The following is a 15,939-nucleotide window of genomic DNA, read 5'->3' as shown; positions in this document are numbered from 1 at the left end:
CACCTGTTGTCCGACGCGACTGCTTACCCTCCCTTTAACAGGGCCTAGACTCCCGTGCGTACAGATCGTCGACAGATCATCGAACGGGTTTGAGGGAGCGAGGGGCGGACGTGGCGGACCTGCCGGAATCGACCGTTCTCGCGTCGGACTACTTCCACAGCTATTCCGTGGTCGGACTGCTCGCTGTGATCGGCGTGCTGTTCGTCGCCGTCGCCTTCGGGGCCGGCCGGCTGCTGCGCCCCGTGGTTCCCACGCCGGAGAAACTCCTGACGTACGAGTGCGGCGTGGACCCGGTGGGTGAAGGATGGGCACATACCCAGGTCCGTTATTACGTGTATGCCTTCCTGTACGTGATCTTCGCCGTCGACTCGATCTTCCTGTTTCCGTGGGCGACCGTATTCGCCGCACCCGGATATGGGGCGACGACTCTGGTGGAAATGTTCATCTTCCTCGGTTTCCTGGCCGTAGGACTGCTCTACGCATGGAAGAAGGGCGTCCTCGAATGGACGTGACGAGCCCGCCGCCCCCCGAGCACCGGCCCGCGACGCAGCCGGAGCAGGAGCCCGAGCCGGCGCCCGCACCGCAGACCGAATCGACGTCCGGACTGCAGCCCGAATCGGCGTCCGAACCGCAGCCCGGGGTGGGGTCCGAACCGCAACCCGTTCCGACGTTCCTGCCGGAGCCCAAGCGGCTCGGCGTCCTGTCGCGCCTGGCTCCCGAGCCGATGAAGGTGGTCCTGAACTGGGGCCGCCGCTACAGCCTCTGGGTCTTCAACTTCGGGCTCGCCTGCTGCGCCATCGAATTCATCGCCGCCTCCATGGCCCGGCACGACTTCATCCGGCTCGGCGTGATCCCGTTCGCACCGGGCCCGCGCCAGGCCGACCTCATGATCGTTTCAGGCACGGTGACGGACAAGATGGCCCCGGCCGTGAAGCGGCTGTACGAGCAGATGCCCGAGCCCAAGTACGTCATCTCCTTCGGCGCCTGCTCCAACTGCGGCGGCCCGTACTGGGACTCGTACTCCGTGACGAAGGGCGTCGACCAGATCATCCCGGTCGATGTCTACGTCCCCGGCTGCCCGCCCCGGCCGGAGGCGCTCCTCCAGGGCATCCTCAAACTGCAGGAGAAGATCGCCCGCGAGTCGCTGGGTGAGCGGTACGCGACGGGTGGCGCCGGCCGTCCCTCCACCGCCGCACTGCGCAGCGGCCTGGTCGCCGCCCCGCCGACACCGGGGGAGGACCGCGCATGACCGGCACCCCTGCTGCCGACGCCTACGACCGCCTGCCGGACGCCGTCGCCGAGCTCTTCGGCGAGGACGCGACGGCGGAGTACGCGTACGACCTGCTGACCGTCGACGTACCGGCCGCCTCCTGGATCGCCGCCCTCGAAACGGCCCGTGACCGGCTGGGCTGCACCTACTTCGACTGGCTGAGCGCGGTCGACGAACCGGGCACCGGCTTCCGGGTCTGTGCGCATGTCGCCTCCCTGGCCGGGGACAAGGTCCGTCGGCTCCTGATCCGTACGACCGTTCCGCATGAGGCGGCGGTCCTTCCGAGCGCCATCGACGTCTACGCGGGCGCCGCCTGGCACGAGCGCGAGACACACGAGATGTTCGGCATCGGCTTCGAGGGCCACCCGCACCTGGTGCCGCTGCTGCTGCCCGAGGGCTTCGAAGGCCACCCGCTGCGCAAGGACTTCGTGCTGGCGGCACGCGTCGCGAAGGCATGGCCGGGCGCGAAGGAGCCGGGCGAGTCGGAGCACGGCGGCCCGAAGCGGCGCACGATGCTGCCGCCCGGCGTCCCCGACCCGAACGAATGGGGCCCCCTGAAGGGCCAGCTCCCACCGGCCCCGTCCCGCCCGGCCCGCACCCCGCGCGCGGCGGGCGACCGCCCGGTACGCCGCACCCGCAGCGTGACCGAGGGCTCGGCCACCCAGCAGCCGGAGCCGACAGCCCCGGCCGCCGAGCCCACACCTCCCGCAACCCCGCGCCGCACCCGCAGCGCCTCCCAGGGCTCGGCCGGCCAGCAGCGCGAGGCAGCCAAGCCGGGGACGGCGGGGGCGGGGCCCGAGACACCGGAACAGGCAGGACCGGACGCGTCGGGGGCGGGGACGGGGACGGGTTCGGCCTCTGGCCAGGCAGCCCCGGGCGGGACGGGTTCGGCCTCTGGCCGGGCAGCCCCGGGCGGGGCAGGTCCGAGCCGACCGGCCTCGGAGCCGTCGCAGACGAACCCGGCGCCGCAGCCCGGAAGCAGCGACGCCCCCTGGCACCACGCCCGCCCGGCCTTCGATGCCCCTGCGGAACCGGGTACTTCTCAGCCCCTCGACACGACCGACGGCGCGGGTACCCCCCAGCCGCATGGCACCACCCCGGGACCGGGTACCCCTCAGCCCCTCGACGCGCCCCCGGACCCGGGTACCGCCCAGCCGGTCCAGCGATCGAGGAGCGGGGGTCCGGGGGCGGAGCCCCCGGTTCGGGAAGGGACGGGCAGGGGAGAGGCCCCGCGCAGCGGCACCTCCGACACCACCTCCACCCCCGACACCACCTCCACCCCCGACACCACCTCCACCCCCGACACCACCGCCTCCACGGACGCTCCCGCCTCCACGGACGCTCCCGCCTCCACGGACGCTCCCGTCGAGACGGCGACCGACCAGCCCACCACCCCACCCCCGGACCCCGCCCCCGAGCCGGGGAACCAACCCGAAACCCCCGACCGCCCCGCCGGAGGCGATACCGCGTGAACGACGCACTGGACGTCGCCCTCCGGCTCGTCATCGTCTTCGCCGTGTTCATGGTCCTCCCCCTCGTCGTGGGGCAGACCGAGCACAAGGTGATGGCCCATATGCAGGGCCGCCTCGGCCCCATGTACGCGGGTGGCTTCCACGGCTGGGCCCAGCTCGTCGCGGACGGCGTGAAGTTTGCGCAGAAGGAAGACATCGTCCCGGCCGAGGCCGACCGCCGTATCTTCCAGCTCGCACCGGCCGTCGCGCTGCTCCCGTACCTCCTCGTACTCGTCGCCATCCCGATCGGCCCCAGCGAGGGCGCGGTCGGACAGGTCGTCGACGCGGGCATCTTCTTCGTGCTCGCCGTCATGGGCGTCGGCGTGCTCGGCTCGCTGATGGCGGGCTGGGCCTCGGCCAATAAGTTCTCCCTCCTCGGGGGCCTCCGCACCGCCGCCCAGCTGCTCGCGTACGAACTGCCGATGCTGCTCGCCGCCGCCTCCGTCGCGATGGCGGCAGGCACCGTCTCGCTCCCGGGCATCCTCAACGCCTTCGAGTGGTGGTGGCTGCCCTGGCAGATCGTCGGCGCCCTGGTCTTCTTCGTGGCCGGACTCGCCGAACTGCAGCGCCCGCCGTTCGACATGCCGATCGCCGACTCGGAGATCATCTTCGGCGCGTACACCGAGTACACCGGCCTCCGCTTCGCGCTGTTCCTGCTCGCCGAGTACGCGGGCATCGTCGTCCTGTGCGGACTGACCACCGTCCTCTTCCTCGGCGGCTGGCACGGCCCGTTCGGCGCCGACGGACTCGGCTGGGTCTGGACGCTCCTCAAGGCCGCGGTCCTCGCCTTCGTCGTCATCTGGCTACGCGTGAGCTACCCCCGGCTCCGCGAGGACCAGCTGCAGAAGCTCGCCTGGACCACCCTCATCCCGCTCGCTCTCGCGCAGATCGCGCTCACCGGCATCGTGAAGGTGGCGATCAACTGATGGCTGCATCGCTCCCGCCCTCCCGGCCCCGCATCCCCGGCTCCGGCCTGGCCAAGGGCCTGGCCGTCACCCTGCGGACGATGACGAAGAAGACGGTCACCGCGCAGTACCCGGACGTCCAGCCCGAGCTCCCGCCCCGCTCCCGCGGTGTCATCGCGCTGTTCGAGGAGAACTGCACGGTCTGCATGCTCTGCGCCCGTGAGTGCCCGGACTGGTGCATCTACATCGACTCCCACAAGGAGACGGTGCCCGCCGCCGCCCCGGGCGGGCGCGAGCGCAGCCGCAATGTCCTCGACCGTTTCGCGATCGACTTCTCGCTCTGTATGTACTGCGGTATCTGTATCGAGGTGTGTCCCTTCGACGCACTGTTCTGGTCGCCGGAGTTCGAGTACGCGGAGACGGACATCCTCGAACTCACGCATGAGCGCGACAAGCTCCGCGAATGGATGTGGACGGTGCCGGAACCGCCCGCGCTCGACCCGGGCGCCGAGGAGCCGAAGGAGATCGCCGCCGCCCGCAAGACGGCGGAGAAGCTCGAAGCCCAGCGCGCCAAGGAGGCGCAGGAAGCCCAAGAGGCACAGCAGGCCCAAGAGGCACAGCAGGCCCAGGAGACCCAGCAGGTCCAGAAGGAAGAAGAGGGGGAGGAGTGACACTCGCAGCCGCCGCGGCCCACTCCGCCCACTCCGGCTTCCTCTCCCCGACCGGCATCGAGATCGCTTTCGTCCTCGTCGGCATCGCCACCCTCGGCGCAGCCCTCGTCACCGTCACGACCAAGCAGCTGGTGCATGCCGCCCTCTGGCTGGTCGTGGCGCTCGGCGGACTCGCCGTCGAGTACCTCCTGCTCACCGCGGAGTTCATCGCCTGGGTGCAGGTACTGATCTACGTCGGTTCCGTGGTCGTCCTCCTTCTCTTCGGGCTGATGCTCACCAAGGCCCCCATCGGCCGGTCCCCGGACGCCGACTCGGGCAACCGCTGGGCGGCCCTCGGCGTGGCGGCCGCCGCCGCCGGCACGCTCGTCTGGGTCGTCGTCGACGCCTTCCGCGCCACCTGGATCGACCTGGACGGACCGGCCCAGGGCTCCACCGAGGTGACCGGCGCCTTCCTCTTCCGGCACTGGGTGCTGCCGTTCGAAGCACTCTCCGTCCTGCTGCTCGCCGCCCTCGTCGGCGCGATCGTCCTGTCCCGTAAGCGCAGTAAGGAGCAGAGCTGATGCACCTCGCCTATCCCGCCGTGCTCGCCGCCCTCCTTTTCTGCACCGGGCTGTACGGAGTGCTCGCCCGCCGCAACGCGATCCTGGTCCTGATGTCCGTCGAGCTGATGCTCAACGCCGTCAACCTCAACCTGGTCGCCTTCGACGTCTGGCTCCGCGACACCCTGCACTCCGGCCAGGCCCTCACCCTCTTCACCATCGCCATCTCGGCGGCGGAGATCGGCATCGGCCTGGCGATCATCCTCGCCGTCCACCGCAACCGCGGCAGCTCGGACGTGGACCGCCTCCGCGACACCGCCGAGACCGACGCCGCCGAAACCCTCCCCGGCGTCGAGGCCGACGAGACCCACGGCACCGAAGACCAGGCCACTGCTCCGGCAGGGAAGGCAAAGAAGGCAGAGGCCACCGCGTGACCACCACGACCCTCGCCGTCCTCGTCCCCCTCCTTCCGTTCCTGGGCGCCGCGGCCGGCCTTCTCCTGGGACGCCGCGCCCCCGGTTACGCACGCCCCCTCGCCGTACTGCCCACCCTCGCCGCCTTCGTGCTCGCCGTAGTCGTCGCCTCGGACCAGGGCGGCGGACGGGCCATCGACGCGGCGACCCGGCTCACCCCCACCGGCTCGGTCCCGATCGACCTCGCCCTGCACCTCGACGGCTTCGCCGTCCTCGTCGCCATCCTGGTCGGGCTCGTCGCGACCTGTGTGCAGATCTACTCGACCGCCTATCTGCGCGACGACCCCCGCTACCCCTCGTACGCGGCCCTCGTCTCCCTCTTCACCTCCGCGATGCTGCTCGTCGTCTACTCCGGCGACCTGATGGTGCTCCTGGTCGGCTGGGAGATCATGGGCATCTGCTCGTACTTCCTCGTCGGCCACTACTGGGAGACGTCCGAGGCCCGCGCCGCCTCCCTCAAGGCCTTCCTGGTCACCAAGCTCGGCGACGTCCCCTTTCTGATCGGTCTGTTCGCGCTCGCCGCCGACACCGGAACGTTCCGCATCACCGGCGTCCTGGGCGCCGTCGCGAGCGGCGGCCTGGACCACCCCACGCTCATCGCCCTCCTGCTCCTCGCGGGCGTCGCGGGCAAGTCCGCGCAGTTCCCCCTGCACACCTGGCTGCCCGACGCGATGGCCGGCCCCACCCCCGTCTCCGCGCTGATCCACGCCGCGACGATGGTCGCCGCCGGTATCTACTTCGTGGCCCGGCTCCTCCCCGTCTTCGCCCAGTCCGGCGCGGCCCTTGTCGTACTCGCCGTGATGGCGGCGATCACGATGATCGGCTCCGGACTCGCCGCCCTCGCCCAGGACGACATCAAACGCGTCCTCGCCTACTCGACGATCGGCCAGCTCGGCTACATGTCCGGCGCGCTGGCCGTCGGCGACCGCGGTGCCGCCGTCTTCCACCTCCTCTCCCACGGTGCGTTCAAGGCCGTCCTCTTCCTCGCTGCGGGCGTCGTCATCCACGCCGCCGGGACCAACTCGCTGGCCGCCATGTCCCGTATGGGCGGCCTGACGAAGCGCATCCCGGACGCCTACTGGACGATGACCGTCGCCCTCCTGGCGCTCGCCGCCATCCCGCCGTTCGCCGGCTTCTTCTCCAAGGAAGCCGTCCTCGTCGCCGCCGAGCACACCGCGCTCGGGGACCGGCACGTCGCCCCGCCCGCCGCCGGCTGGACCGTCCTCGTCGCCGGACTGCTTGCTGCCGTCCTCACCGCCGCGTACGCCACCCGCCTCTGGCTCCTCGCCTTCCGGGGCCGCGGCGCCGAGGCCCCCGACCACGGCAGGCAGCCCGTCGCGATGAACGCCGTCCTCTGGGTCCTCGCCGTCCCCACCATCGCCTTCGGACTGACCGTCGGCGCGATCACCGACTGGTTCGACGGCCACAGCCTCACCCCGTCCTTGACCACCGCCGTCCTCTCCACGGGCGTCGGCCTCGTCGGCGGCCTCGTCACCTACGGCGCCTGGCGCCACACATCGGCACTCGCAGCCCGCACCCCCGTCGGCACCGTCGTCGCCCACCCCGACGCCGAACCCGCCCTCGTCGAGGCCCAGGCCATGTCAGCGCACACCGCCGCCTACGGCACCGACGGGGACGCCCCCGACCCGGCCGACCCCGGCCGCCTGCTGCTCGGCCCGCTCCACCGCCACGCCGCCGCCGGCTTCCACCTCGACGCCCTGTACACGACCCTGTTCGTCCGCCCCGTCCAGGCCGCGGCGAACCTCGTCCGCTTCCTGGACCGCGAGGTCGTCGACACCTACGTACGCGGCTCCGGCACCGGCGCACGCTGGCTCGGCACCGCCGTCCGCCGCGCCCAGACCGGCAATGTGCAGACCTACCTCAGCGCACTGCTCGCCGGTTCCCTAGTCCTGGCGATCGCCGCCGTCGTTTTTGCCAACGTCAACGCCGGGTCGTGAGCCGTGATCGATATCAGCGAATCCGTGATGCAGTTCCTTCTCGCGTTCATCGTCGTCGTCCCGCTCATCGGCGCCGTGGCCGCCCTTGTGCCGGCCCCGCCCGGACTGAAGGGAACCAGCCCCGACCAGGCCGTACTCCGCCACGGCGTGGCCGTCACCGGTGCGATCCTCATCGCCGCGATCGTGCTCGCCGCCGGCTTCGACCACGACCACCCGTCGAAGATGCAGGCCACCACCGACATCAGCTGGATCCCGGCGCTGGACGTCCGGATCCACCTCGGCATCGACGGCATCTCGCTCCCCCTTCTCGTACTGACCGCGCTGCTGACCTTCCTCTGCGCGCTCTACAGCTACTTCAAGCTGCAACATCAGCGGCTGACGCCGCGGGCTGAGGGCCCCTCCCCGAAGGCCTTCGTCGCGCTCATCCTCGTCCTGGAGTCCGGCACCCTCGCGACCTTCGCCGTCCTCGATCTGCTGCTGTTCTTCCTGGCGTTCGAGATGGTGCTCATCCCGATGTACTTCCTCATCGCCCGCTGGGGCGGTGCGCAGAAACAGGCCGCCGCCTGGAAGTTCATCCTCTACACACTGCTCGGCTCGGTGATCATGCTGCTGGGCCTGCTCCTCATCGGACTGAAGAGCGGCACCTTCGACATGGTGGCACTCGCCACTGACAACGGCCGTGGGCTCACCTCGTCCGTGCAGGTCATCGCCGTTCTGGCGATCGGCATCGGGCTCGCCGTGAAGACCCCGATGTGGCCGCTGCACAGCTGGCTGCCGGACGCCCACACCGCCGCCCCGACCGTCGGCTCGGTCCTGCTCGCGGGCGTCCTACTGAAGATGGGTACGTACGGATTCGTCCGTATCCTGCTCCCCATCGCCCCCGACGGGATGCACACCTTCGCGCCCTACCTCGCCGCCTTCGCGGTCGTCGGCATCATCTACGGATCGCTCGCCTGCCTGGCGCTGGCCCGCCCCGGCTCCAAGGGCGACCTCAAGCGCCTGATCGCGTACTCCTCCGTCGGGCACATGGGCTTCGTGCTTCTCGGCATCGCGAGCATGACCCCCACCGGAGTCAACGGCGCGCTCTTCGCCAACATCGCCCACGGCCTCATCACCGGCCTGCTCTTCTTCCTGGTCGGCGCGGTCAAGGACCGGTACGGCACCGCCGACCTCGACACCCTCTCCGGCGCCACCGGGGCCGCGCTCTACGGCCGGGCACCCCGCCTCGGCGGCCTCCTCGCCTTCGCCGCCGTCGCCTCCCTGGGCCTGCCCGGGCTCGCCGGGTTCTGGGGCGAGATGCTCGCCCTGTTCGGCTCCTTCGACCCCGCCGACGGCCTAAGCCGCCCCGCCTTCCTCACCTTCATGTCGATCGCGGCGTTCGGCACCCTGCTCACTGCCGCGTACATGCTGATCGTCGTACGCCGGGTCTGCATGGGCGAGAAGCGGGAAGAGCCGCAGCAGCTCGCCGATGTCCAGACGTACGAATTCGCCGCCTGGACCCCGCTCGTCGCCCTCACCGTCCTCGCCGGTCTGTGGCCCGCCGTCCTCCTCGGCCTCACCGACCCGGCCGTGCAGAAGCTCCTCGCAGGAGGCAAGTCGTGACCGTGGCCGCCGAAAGCGTCACCAGCGCAGCAAGCCTCGTCCAGTCCATCGACTGGCTCGCGATCGCGCCCCCGGTCGTCGTCGCGGCCGTCGCCCTGATCGTCCTGGTTGCCGACCTCTTCCTCCCCGAGGAACGCAAGCCGCTCCTCGGCTGGGTCACCATCGCCGGACTCGTCGCCGCACTCGCCCTCCTCGTCCCACTGCGCGACGGCGACCACTCCACCTTCTGCCTCACCACAGCAACCACCGGCACCAGTGGCACCGGGGCCTGCAGCTACACCGCCGACCACTTCGCCCTCGTCATCCAGGCCCTCGTACTCGGCGGCGCCCTGCTGACCGCCCTGCTCTCCCTCGGTGACATTCGCAAGCTCCCCGCGGGCGAGTTCTGGTTCCTCCTGCTGTCCTCCGCATCCGGCGCCGCACTCCTGCCCGCCGCCCGCGACCTCGCCACCCTCGTCGTCGCTCTCGAAGTCGCCTCGTTGCCCGCCTTCGCCCTCGTCGGCATCAAGCGCGGCGACCGGCGGTCCTCCGAAGCCGCACTGAAGTTCTTCCTCTCCTCCGTCGTCGCGACCGCCGTCATGCTGCTCGGCGTCAGCTTCGTGTACGCCACCACCGGCACCCTGCACCTCACGGAGATCGCCGCCCGGCTCGACGACGTACCCGGTCAGCTCGACACCCTCGCCAAGGCGGGAGTCGTCCTCACCCTGGTCGGTTTTGCCTTCAAGACGGCCGCCGCGCCCTTCCACTTCTGGGTTCCCGACACCTACATCGGCGCACCCCTGCCGATCGCCGCCTACCTCTCGGTCGTCGGCAAGGCGGTCGGCTTCTCCGGCCTCATCCTCGTCACCGTGATCGCGTTCCCGGCGTACGCCGACGTCTGGGGACCGGCTCTCGCCGTCCTCGCCGCGCTCACCATGACCATCGGCAACGTTGCCGCCCTGCGCCAGAACGCCACCCGCGTCCGCAGCGCCGTACGCCTGCTTGCCTGGTCGTCCGTCGCCCAGGCCGGCTACCTCCTGGTGCCGATCGCCGCCGCCGCGTACTCCAACGACGAGCACATCGGCTCCACCGTCGCGTACGCCCTCATGTACGCCGTCGTGAACCTCGGCGCGTTCGCGGTCGCCGCCCTCGTCGCCCGTACGAACCCCGGAAACCGGATCTCCGACTACCGCGGTCTGTACGCCACCCGCCCCCTCACCGCCCTCGCGATGGCCTTCTTCCTGCTCTGCCTGGCCGGACTGCCGCCCGGCATCATCGGCCTCTTCGCCAAGGTCACGGTCTTCTCCGCGGCCGTCGACGCGGGACTCGGCTGGCTCGCCGTCGTCATGGCCGTCAATGTCGTGATCGCGCTCTACTACTACCTGCAGTGGACCGCGGTGCTCTTCCGCGCCCCGGAGGAAGCCCCGGCGGACGAGGCCGCACCCGCCCTCACCAGGCACAGCACCCCGGCCTCCCTCACCCTCGCGATCACCCTCACCGCCGTCGTCGGTGTCGTACTGTCCGGTGCTCCGCAGACAGTCCTCAGGTTCGCCGCCGTCAATCTCTTCTGATATCCGCAAGATCGGTTTGCCCGGGACGGCCCGCACAGGGCAAGGTCATGCCCGCACACCCCCACACACGTACGCATATCCCAGAGGAGCAAGAGCAGTGCTGAACGGCTTCAAGGACTTCATCCTGCGCGGAAACGTCATCTCCATGGCCATCGGGCTGGCCGTCGGAGCCGCGTTCACCGCAGTCGTCACCGGATTCAGCACCGCCTTCATCACCCCGCTGATCGGCCTCGCAACCGGTTCCGTCGGCGACTTCAGCGCGGCGGAGTTCTCGATCGAGGGCGCCATCTTCCCGTACGGGAAGTTCCTCGCCGCCGCCATCGCCTTCCTGATCACCGCGGCGGTGCTCTACTTCTGCGTCGTCGTCCCCATGGCGAAGGTCCAGAACCGCTTCACCAAGGCGGACGAGAAGGTCGACATCAAGGCCGCCATGCGCGACTGCCCCCGCTGCTACACCGAGATCCCGGCCATCGCCTCCCGCTGCGCCCACTGCACCAGCGAGATCAAGCCGGACCCCGAGGCCCTCGCACTCGCCGGCCTCCCCGCCCAGCGCTGAGCCCCCGCCGCCGACCGGTACGCACACAGCCCCTCCCACCCGTACGGCTCAGAGCCTGATCCGGCCGCAAGTGCCGGACAGGTCCTGTTCCTGCGGCCGCGCGCACAAGGGAACTAGCTCTCCTCGCCTGGCGTTGACCAGTACGGGAGGCTCCACTGGGGGAGTGGAGACCACCAAGCAAAGGGTTCCCCTGCCGCACCACTTGGAGGGCGTACCGTGCACCGCCGGCACAACGGGCTGAGAACCGCCGTACTCCTCGGGGGCCTGTCCGCACTCATCATCGTCATCGGAAGTTTTTTCGGACGTACGGGCCTGATCGTCGCGCTCCTCGTAGCCATCGGCACCAACGCCTACGCGTACTGGAACAGCGACAAGCTGGCGCTCAGGGCCATGCGCGCCCGCCCCGTCAGCGAATTCGAGGCGCCACAGCTCTACCGCATGGTCCGCGAGCTCTCAACCGCCGCCCGCCAGCCCATGCCCCGGCTCTACATCTCCCCGACGCAGGCCCCCAACGCCTTCGCCACCGGCCGTAATCCGCGCAACGCGGCGGTCTGCTGCACCGAAGGCATCCTGCAGATCCTGGACGAGAGGGAGCTGCGTGGAGTCCTCGGCCACGAGCTGAGCCATGTCTACAACCGTGACATCCTGATCTCGTCCGTCGCCGGAGCGCTCGCCTCCGTCGTCATGTTCCTGGTCAACTTCGCCTGGCTGATCCCGGTGGGCCGGTCCGACGACGACGAGGGCCCCGGCATCCTGGGCATGCTGCTGATCATGATCCTCGGCCCGCTGGCCGCCTCCGTCATCCAGCTGGCCGTGAGCCGCTCCCGCGAATACGAGGCGGACGCCTCGGGCGCCCAGCTGACCGGCGACCCACTGGCCCTCGCCAGCGCCCTGCGGAAGCTCGACGCCGGTACGAAACAGCTCCCTCTGCCCCCCGAGCCGAGGATCGAGACCGCGAGCCACATGATGATCGCGAATCCCTTCCGTCCCGGTCAGGGCATGTCCAAGATGTTCTCGACGCACCCGCCGATGGCGGAGCGCATCGCACGTCTGGAGAAGATGGCAGGGCATCGCCCGTAAGGGCCGTGACGCCATTGAACCGCGCCCCGGCCAGGGCAGGCGTCCGGCCCGGAGCGACGACAACTCCTAGCGGGCTCCGAACGCTTCGTCGGTCGAGACCACCTCTCGGCCCAGCGGCATGAGCGAGATGGGGATCATCTTCAGGTTTGCCCAGCCGAAGGGGATTCCGATGATCGACACGAACAGCGGGATGCTCGTGATCAGGTGCCCCAGTGCGAGCCACCACCCGGCGAAGACGAGCCAGATCACGTTCCCGACGCACGAGGGCGCGCCCGCGTCGGGCCGCTCCACGGTGGTCCGCCCGAATGGCCACAGCACGTAGCCGGCGATTCTGAGCGAGGCGATACCGAATGGAATCGTCACGATCAAAACGAAGCAGATGATTGCCGCGACCAGGTACCCGAGGGCCATCCAGAACCCACAGAACACCACCCACAAGACGTTCAGGATCAGCTGTACGAGCTTCATGACCACTAGCCTTCCGCAAGTTTCGCCTGTCAGGGCTGTTCAAGGCCAGTATCGGTCCCGGAGACGAGGAGTCGGAACCGGAAGAGGGCCCGTCCGATTGTCAGTGCCGTCGTTCACCATGAACCCATGAACGACACCGAGCAGTTGCTGGCAGCCGTACAGAAGACCGCACGCGCCACCCCGCGCCGGGAGAAGTACCCCCTCCCGGCACCCCTGCCAGCCGAGGGCGTCGTACGGGCCGAAGCCGCCCTCGGGTTTGCCCTGCCGCCGTTGCTGACTGCCCTGTACACCCGGATCGCCAACGGCGGCTTCGGGCCGGCGTACGGTCTGATGCCACTGATCGGCGACCGGGCCCCGGACGGGGAGGAGTCCGTCGTCGCGCAGTATCTCGCCCACCGACGGAGCGCGACCGAGGAGGGCGAGTGGCCGTGGCCGGAGGGCGTGCTGCCGATATGCAGCCTGGGCTGCGGGATGTACTCCTGCGTGGACTGCCGCAGCGAACACACCACGGTGCTGCTCTTCGAGCCGAACGCCGACGAGCCGGAGCACGCCTGGTACGTGGATCAGCCCGACCTCGCCCAGTGGCTGCGCAACTGGCTGGACGGCACCGCGTGGCACTCCGAGGAGTCCGAGGACGAAGGGGCCGACATGGAGGCCTGGCCGGATTTCAGCGCCCGCGTATGACTCATGGGCAAGCGGGGTGCGGATCGTTCGCGGGCCGCGCACTGCAACCGCCCGACCGGCAGGAACGTCTTGGATTCCAAGACCGAGTGACGGGTAGGTTCGCACGCATGAGCATCATTGGTTGGATCATTCTCGGACTGCTTGCCGGGGCCATCGCCAAGGTCCTGCTCCCGGGCCGCGACCCGGGTGGCCTGGTCGGCACCACCCTCATCGGGATCATCGGCGCCTTCCTCGGCGGCTGGATATCGTCGCGCTTCCTCGACCGCCCGATCTCCAACGACTTCTACGACACGGCGACTTGGGTCGCGGCCATCGGCGGTTCGCTGGTCCTGCTGATCGTCTACCGGCTGCTCTTCGGGAACTCCCGCGAACGTCGCTGATGCCCGTCGGCGCCGGGTGTGCCCAACCCGGTCTCGCGCAGGGTCAGATTGAGCCGGCCACGGCTCATCCCCGTCGCGGGGTCGGCCGTCCCCGGGCAGACCTTCGGCACACCGTGGAACGCGAAGCGTGAAGGGCCGCCGAAGACGAACAGGTCGCCGGAGGCCAACTCCACATCCGTGTAGGGCTTTCCGCGGTTCTCCGTGTTCCCGAAGCGGAAGACACAGGTGTCGCCGATGCTGAGTGACACCACCGGAGCGCCGGACCGCTCCTCCTTGTCCTGGTGCATGCCCATCCGCGCCGCGCCGTCATAGAAGTTGATGAGGGCGGTGTCCGGCGCGTACGTCCGGACCGGGCTCTCGTCCCCGTACGCCTCGGCCAGCGCCTCCCGCCCCAAATCCGCCAGCCAGTCGGGGAATTCGGCGACCCGCGCACCGTTCACATCGTCGGCCGTGCGCGAATACCGGTACGGCTGCCAGTGCCACCCCAGACAGACCGTCTGTACGGACATCACCCCGCCACCCGGCAGTGCCGTGTGCCGCAAGGGCACAGGCCCCCGCGCCCATTCCCGGCAGGCCGCCACCAACTCCCGTTGGCGCTCCGGCGACAGCCACTCGGGCACATGCACGGCCCCCGGCGCGACAACGGCCTGTGGCCTCGGAAAGAGCCCGGACATCTCAGCGCGCCGCCAGGGCGCCTTCCAGTCCCAGAAGCTGTTCCTTGCGCTCCAGGCCACCCGCGTAACCCCGCAAGGCCCCGTCCGCGCCGATCACTCGATGACACGGCCGTACGACCAGCAGCGGATTGCGCCCGATCGCCGTCCCCACGGCCCGCACGCCCGCCCCGGGCGTACCGATCCGTTCGGCGATCTGTCCGTACGACACGGTCTCCCCGTACGGGACGGTGTCGAGCGCCGCCCAGACCCGGCGCTGGAAGTCGGTGCCCAGACCGTCCGCGTACACGATGTCGAAGCGGGTCAGCCGCCCCTCGAAGTACTCCCGCAGCTGTGCGGCGATCCCGGCGAAGGCCTCCGGCGCGTGGGTCCACCCGTCCTGGACGACTGCGGCGCCCTTCTGGCCGGGCAGCGAGAGCGAGGCGAGCGCGACTTTGCCGTCCGTACCGGTGGCTTCCTCGCCGACCAGCAGCAGCTCGCCCAGCGGGCTGTCGACCGTTGCGTACATGGTCATGACTGTCCCTCTCCTTGCCCGTCATGCCGGAATTCGACAGGATCGTCGTCCGACATGAACAAGTCTGCGTCCCCCGCTCCGCCGCGACCGGCGGTATTCGGACATCGCATCCCGGCTGCGGGGCGGAGCGGCGCGTCCCCCTCCGCACCACCCCGCACGCGGAAGGCGCAAGACCTGCCGGAAGCCTGCCGGAGACCTACCGATAGTTCGCGAACTGCACGGCGAAGTCGAAGTCCTGGCCCTTCAGCAACGCCTGCACGGCCTGCAGATCGTCCCGGCTCTTCGAGCTGACCCGCAGCTCATCGCCCTGGACCTGTGCCTTGACGCCCTTCGGGCCCTCATCGCGAATGATCTTCGCCACCTTCTTGGCGTTCTCCTGGGAGATGCCCTCCTCGATGGTGGCGAAGATCTTGTACTCCTTGCCGGACAACTGCGGCTCGCCCGCGTCCAGCGACTTCAGCGAGATGCCGCGCTTGATCAGCTTGGACTGGAAGATGTCGAGGATCGCCTTGACCCGCTCCTCGCCGTTCGCCTCCATCAGGATCTTCTCGCCGGACCAGGAGATCGAGGCACCGGTGCCCTTGAAGTCGTAACGCTGCGAGATTTCCTTGGCGGCCTGGTTGAGGGCGTTGTCGACCTCCTGCCGCTCGACCTTCGAGACGATGTCGAAACTGGAGTCGGCCATGACGTGTGGCTCCTTGTATCGGGGGTGCTGGGAATCGGGGGTGCATACGGGCGGCTGCGGGCCTGTCGGCCCCGCGTCGCCGATCAAAGCCTAGCCACCCACGCCCGGTCGGGCCGCTGATCAATCCAGTGGCGTAGCACCCCCGGGCATCGGGTATCGTTTACGTCGTTGCCACGGAGCACCGCCGCAAAGCGGTTCTCACGGCAGCAATCCCTGGCGGTGTGCCCGAGTGGCCAAAGGGAGCAGACTGTAAATCTGCCGGCTCAGCCTACCCAGGTTCGAACCCTGGCGCCGCCACTGGAATAGAAGGGCCCGTGATCAGCGGAGACGCTGATCACGGGCCTTTTCTGCATGCCGGAGCGAGAATGGGCGCGCATGAGTGCTTTGTACCGGTGTGTCTCACCCTGTTTCGCGTGCTGACC

The 15,939-nt window shown here is 69.6% G+C and carries 18 protein-coding genes and 1 tRNA gene; 15 read left to right on the top strand and 4 right to left on the bottom strand.

The features are described from left to right. Positions 1–110: 110 nt before the first annotated feature. The 12 genes from ACGFU7_RS05290 to htpX all read left to right on the top strand — a co-directional run bounded on the left by ACGFU7_RS05290 (position 111) and on the right by htpX (position 12,115). Complete coding sequence (locus tag ACGFU7_RS05290; protein WP_037689408.1) at positions 111–512, top strand: NADH-quinone oxidoreductase subunit A; 402 nt, start codon at positions 111–113, stop codon at positions 510–512. Beyond that, positions 503–1,249 carry an NADH-quinone oxidoreductase subunit NuoB gene (gene nuoB, locus ACGFU7_RS05285; protein ID WP_393692457.1) on the top strand — a complete coding sequence of 249 codons (747 nt, stop codon included), beginning with the start codon at positions 503–505 and terminating at the stop codon, positions 1,247–1,249. Before ACGFU7_RS05290 ends, nuoB begins: the two co-directional genes overlap by 10 nt. Continuing rightward, positions 1,246–2,742: an NADH-quinone oxidoreductase subunit C gene (locus tag ACGFU7_RS05280; RefSeq protein ID WP_393692455.1), complete on the top strand. Its 1,497-nt coding sequence runs from the start codon at positions 1,246–1,248 to the stop codon at positions 2,740–2,742. Before nuoB ends, ACGFU7_RS05280 begins: the two co-directional genes overlap by 4 nt. Further along, complete coding sequence (locus ACGFU7_RS05275) at positions 2,739–3,707, top strand: NADH-quinone oxidoreductase subunit H (protein WP_393692453.1); 969 nt, start codon at positions 2,739–2,741, stop codon at positions 3,705–3,707. The genes ACGFU7_RS05280 and ACGFU7_RS05275 overlap by 4 nt, the downstream gene beginning before the upstream one ends. After that, positions 3,707–4,357: a NuoI/complex I 23 kDa subunit family protein gene (locus ACGFU7_RS05270; protein ID WP_393692451.1), complete on the top strand. Its 651-nt coding sequence runs from the start codon at positions 3,707–3,709 to the stop codon at positions 4,355–4,357. Before ACGFU7_RS05275 ends, ACGFU7_RS05270 begins: the two co-directional genes overlap by 1 nt. Then, positions 4,354–4,917: an NADH-quinone oxidoreductase subunit J gene (locus tag ACGFU7_RS05265; RefSeq protein ID WP_393692449.1), complete on the top strand. Its 564-nt coding sequence runs from the start codon at positions 4,354–4,356 to the stop codon at positions 4,915–4,917. The genes ACGFU7_RS05270 and ACGFU7_RS05265 overlap by 4 nt, the downstream gene beginning before the upstream one ends. Further along, positions 4,917–5,330 (top strand): NADH-quinone oxidoreductase subunit NuoK, encoded by a 414-nt coding sequence (nuoK, locus tag ACGFU7_RS05260; RefSeq protein ID WP_393692447.1) that lies wholly within the window; start codon positions 4,917–4,919, stop codon positions 5,328–5,330. Before ACGFU7_RS05265 ends, nuoK begins: the two co-directional genes overlap by 1 nt. After that, positions 5,327–7,327, top strand: coding sequence for an NADH-quinone oxidoreductase subunit L (locus ACGFU7_RS05255; RefSeq protein WP_393692445.1), 2,001 nt, complete (start codon positions 5,327–5,329; stop codon positions 7,325–7,327). The genes nuoK and ACGFU7_RS05255 overlap by 4 nt, the downstream gene beginning before the upstream one ends. Before the next feature lie 27 nt (positions 7,328–7,354). Beyond that, positions 7,355–8,929, top strand: a complete 1,575-nt coding sequence (locus ACGFU7_RS05250) for a NuoM family protein (protein WP_393692876.1) — start codon at positions 7,355–7,357, stop codon at positions 8,927–8,929. Next, positions 8,926–10,479, top strand: coding sequence for an NADH-quinone oxidoreductase subunit N (locus tag ACGFU7_RS05245; protein WP_393692443.1), 1,554 nt, complete (start codon positions 8,926–8,928; stop codon positions 10,477–10,479). The genes ACGFU7_RS05250 and ACGFU7_RS05245 overlap by 4 nt, the downstream gene beginning before the upstream one ends. 97 nt (positions 10,480–10,576) lie before the next feature. Next, positions 10,577–11,035, top strand: a complete 459-nt coding sequence (gene mscL / locus ACGFU7_RS05240) for a large conductance mechanosensitive channel protein MscL (protein WP_393692441.1) — start codon at positions 10,577–10,579, stop codon at positions 11,033–11,035. Positions 11,036–11,251: 216 nt separating this feature from the next. Further along, positions 11,252–12,115 (top strand): zinc metalloprotease HtpX, encoded by an 864-nt coding sequence (gene htpX / locus ACGFU7_RS05235; RefSeq protein WP_393692439.1) that lies wholly within the window; start codon positions 11,252–11,254, stop codon positions 12,113–12,115. Positions 12,116–12,181: 66 nt separating this feature from the next. Here htpX and ACGFU7_RS05230 read toward each other — a convergent pair whose 3' ends face one another. After that, positions 12,182–12,583, bottom strand: a complete 402-nt coding sequence (locus ACGFU7_RS05230) for a YccF domain-containing protein (RefSeq protein WP_393692437.1) — start codon at positions 12,581–12,583, stop codon at positions 12,182–12,184. A 126-nt stretch (positions 12,584–12,709) separates the two neighbouring features. Between ACGFU7_RS05230 and ACGFU7_RS05225 the strand changes: the two genes are divergently transcribed. After that, positions 12,710–13,267 carry an SMI1/KNR4 family protein gene (locus ACGFU7_RS05225; protein ID WP_393692435.1) on the top strand — a complete coding sequence of 186 codons (558 nt, stop codon included), beginning with the start codon at positions 12,710–12,712 and terminating at the stop codon, positions 13,265–13,267. Between the two features lie 107 nt (positions 13,268–13,374). Further along, entirely contained in the window at positions 13,375–13,647 is a 273-nt protein-coding gene (locus ACGFU7_RS05220) for a GlsB/YeaQ/YmgE family stress response membrane protein (protein WP_093897216.1), read from the top strand. Here ACGFU7_RS05220 and ACGFU7_RS05215 read toward each other — a convergent pair. The 3 genes from ACGFU7_RS05215 to ACGFU7_RS05205 all read right to left on the bottom strand — a co-directional run bounded on the left by ACGFU7_RS05215 (position 13,608) and on the right by ACGFU7_RS05205 (position 15,517). Then, positions 13,608–14,321, bottom strand: a complete 714-nt coding sequence (locus ACGFU7_RS05215) for an alpha-ketoglutarate-dependent dioxygenase AlkB family protein (RefSeq protein WP_393692433.1) — start codon at positions 14,319–14,321, stop codon at positions 13,608–13,610. The genes ACGFU7_RS05220 and ACGFU7_RS05215 overlap by 40 nt on opposite strands. Before the next feature lies 1 nt (position 14,322). After that, entirely contained in the window at positions 14,323–14,832 is a 510-nt protein-coding gene (locus ACGFU7_RS05210; protein WP_393692431.1) for a methylated-DNA--[protein]-cysteine S-methyltransferase, read from the bottom strand. A 196-nt stretch (positions 14,833–15,028) separates the two neighbouring features. Continuing rightward, complete coding sequence (locus tag ACGFU7_RS05205; RefSeq protein ID WP_266931780.1) at positions 15,029–15,517, bottom strand: YajQ family cyclic di-GMP-binding protein; 489 nt, start codon at positions 15,515–15,517, stop codon at positions 15,029–15,031. Between the two features lie 215 nt (positions 15,518–15,732). Between ACGFU7_RS05205 and ACGFU7_RS05200 the strand changes: the two genes are divergently transcribed. Then, positions 15,733–15,814 (top strand) — tRNA-Tyr (locus tag ACGFU7_RS05200). Positions 15,815–15,939 lie beyond the last annotated feature (125 nt).

It is taken from the genome of Streptomyces sp. NPDC048473 (genome assembly GCF_043200155.1).
Classification (GTDB): Bacteria; Actinomycetota; Actinomycetes; order Streptomycetales; family Streptomycetaceae; genus Streptomyces.
Note: the sequence above shows the minus strand (reverse complement) of the source record. Positions and strands in the feature narration are given on the sequence as shown.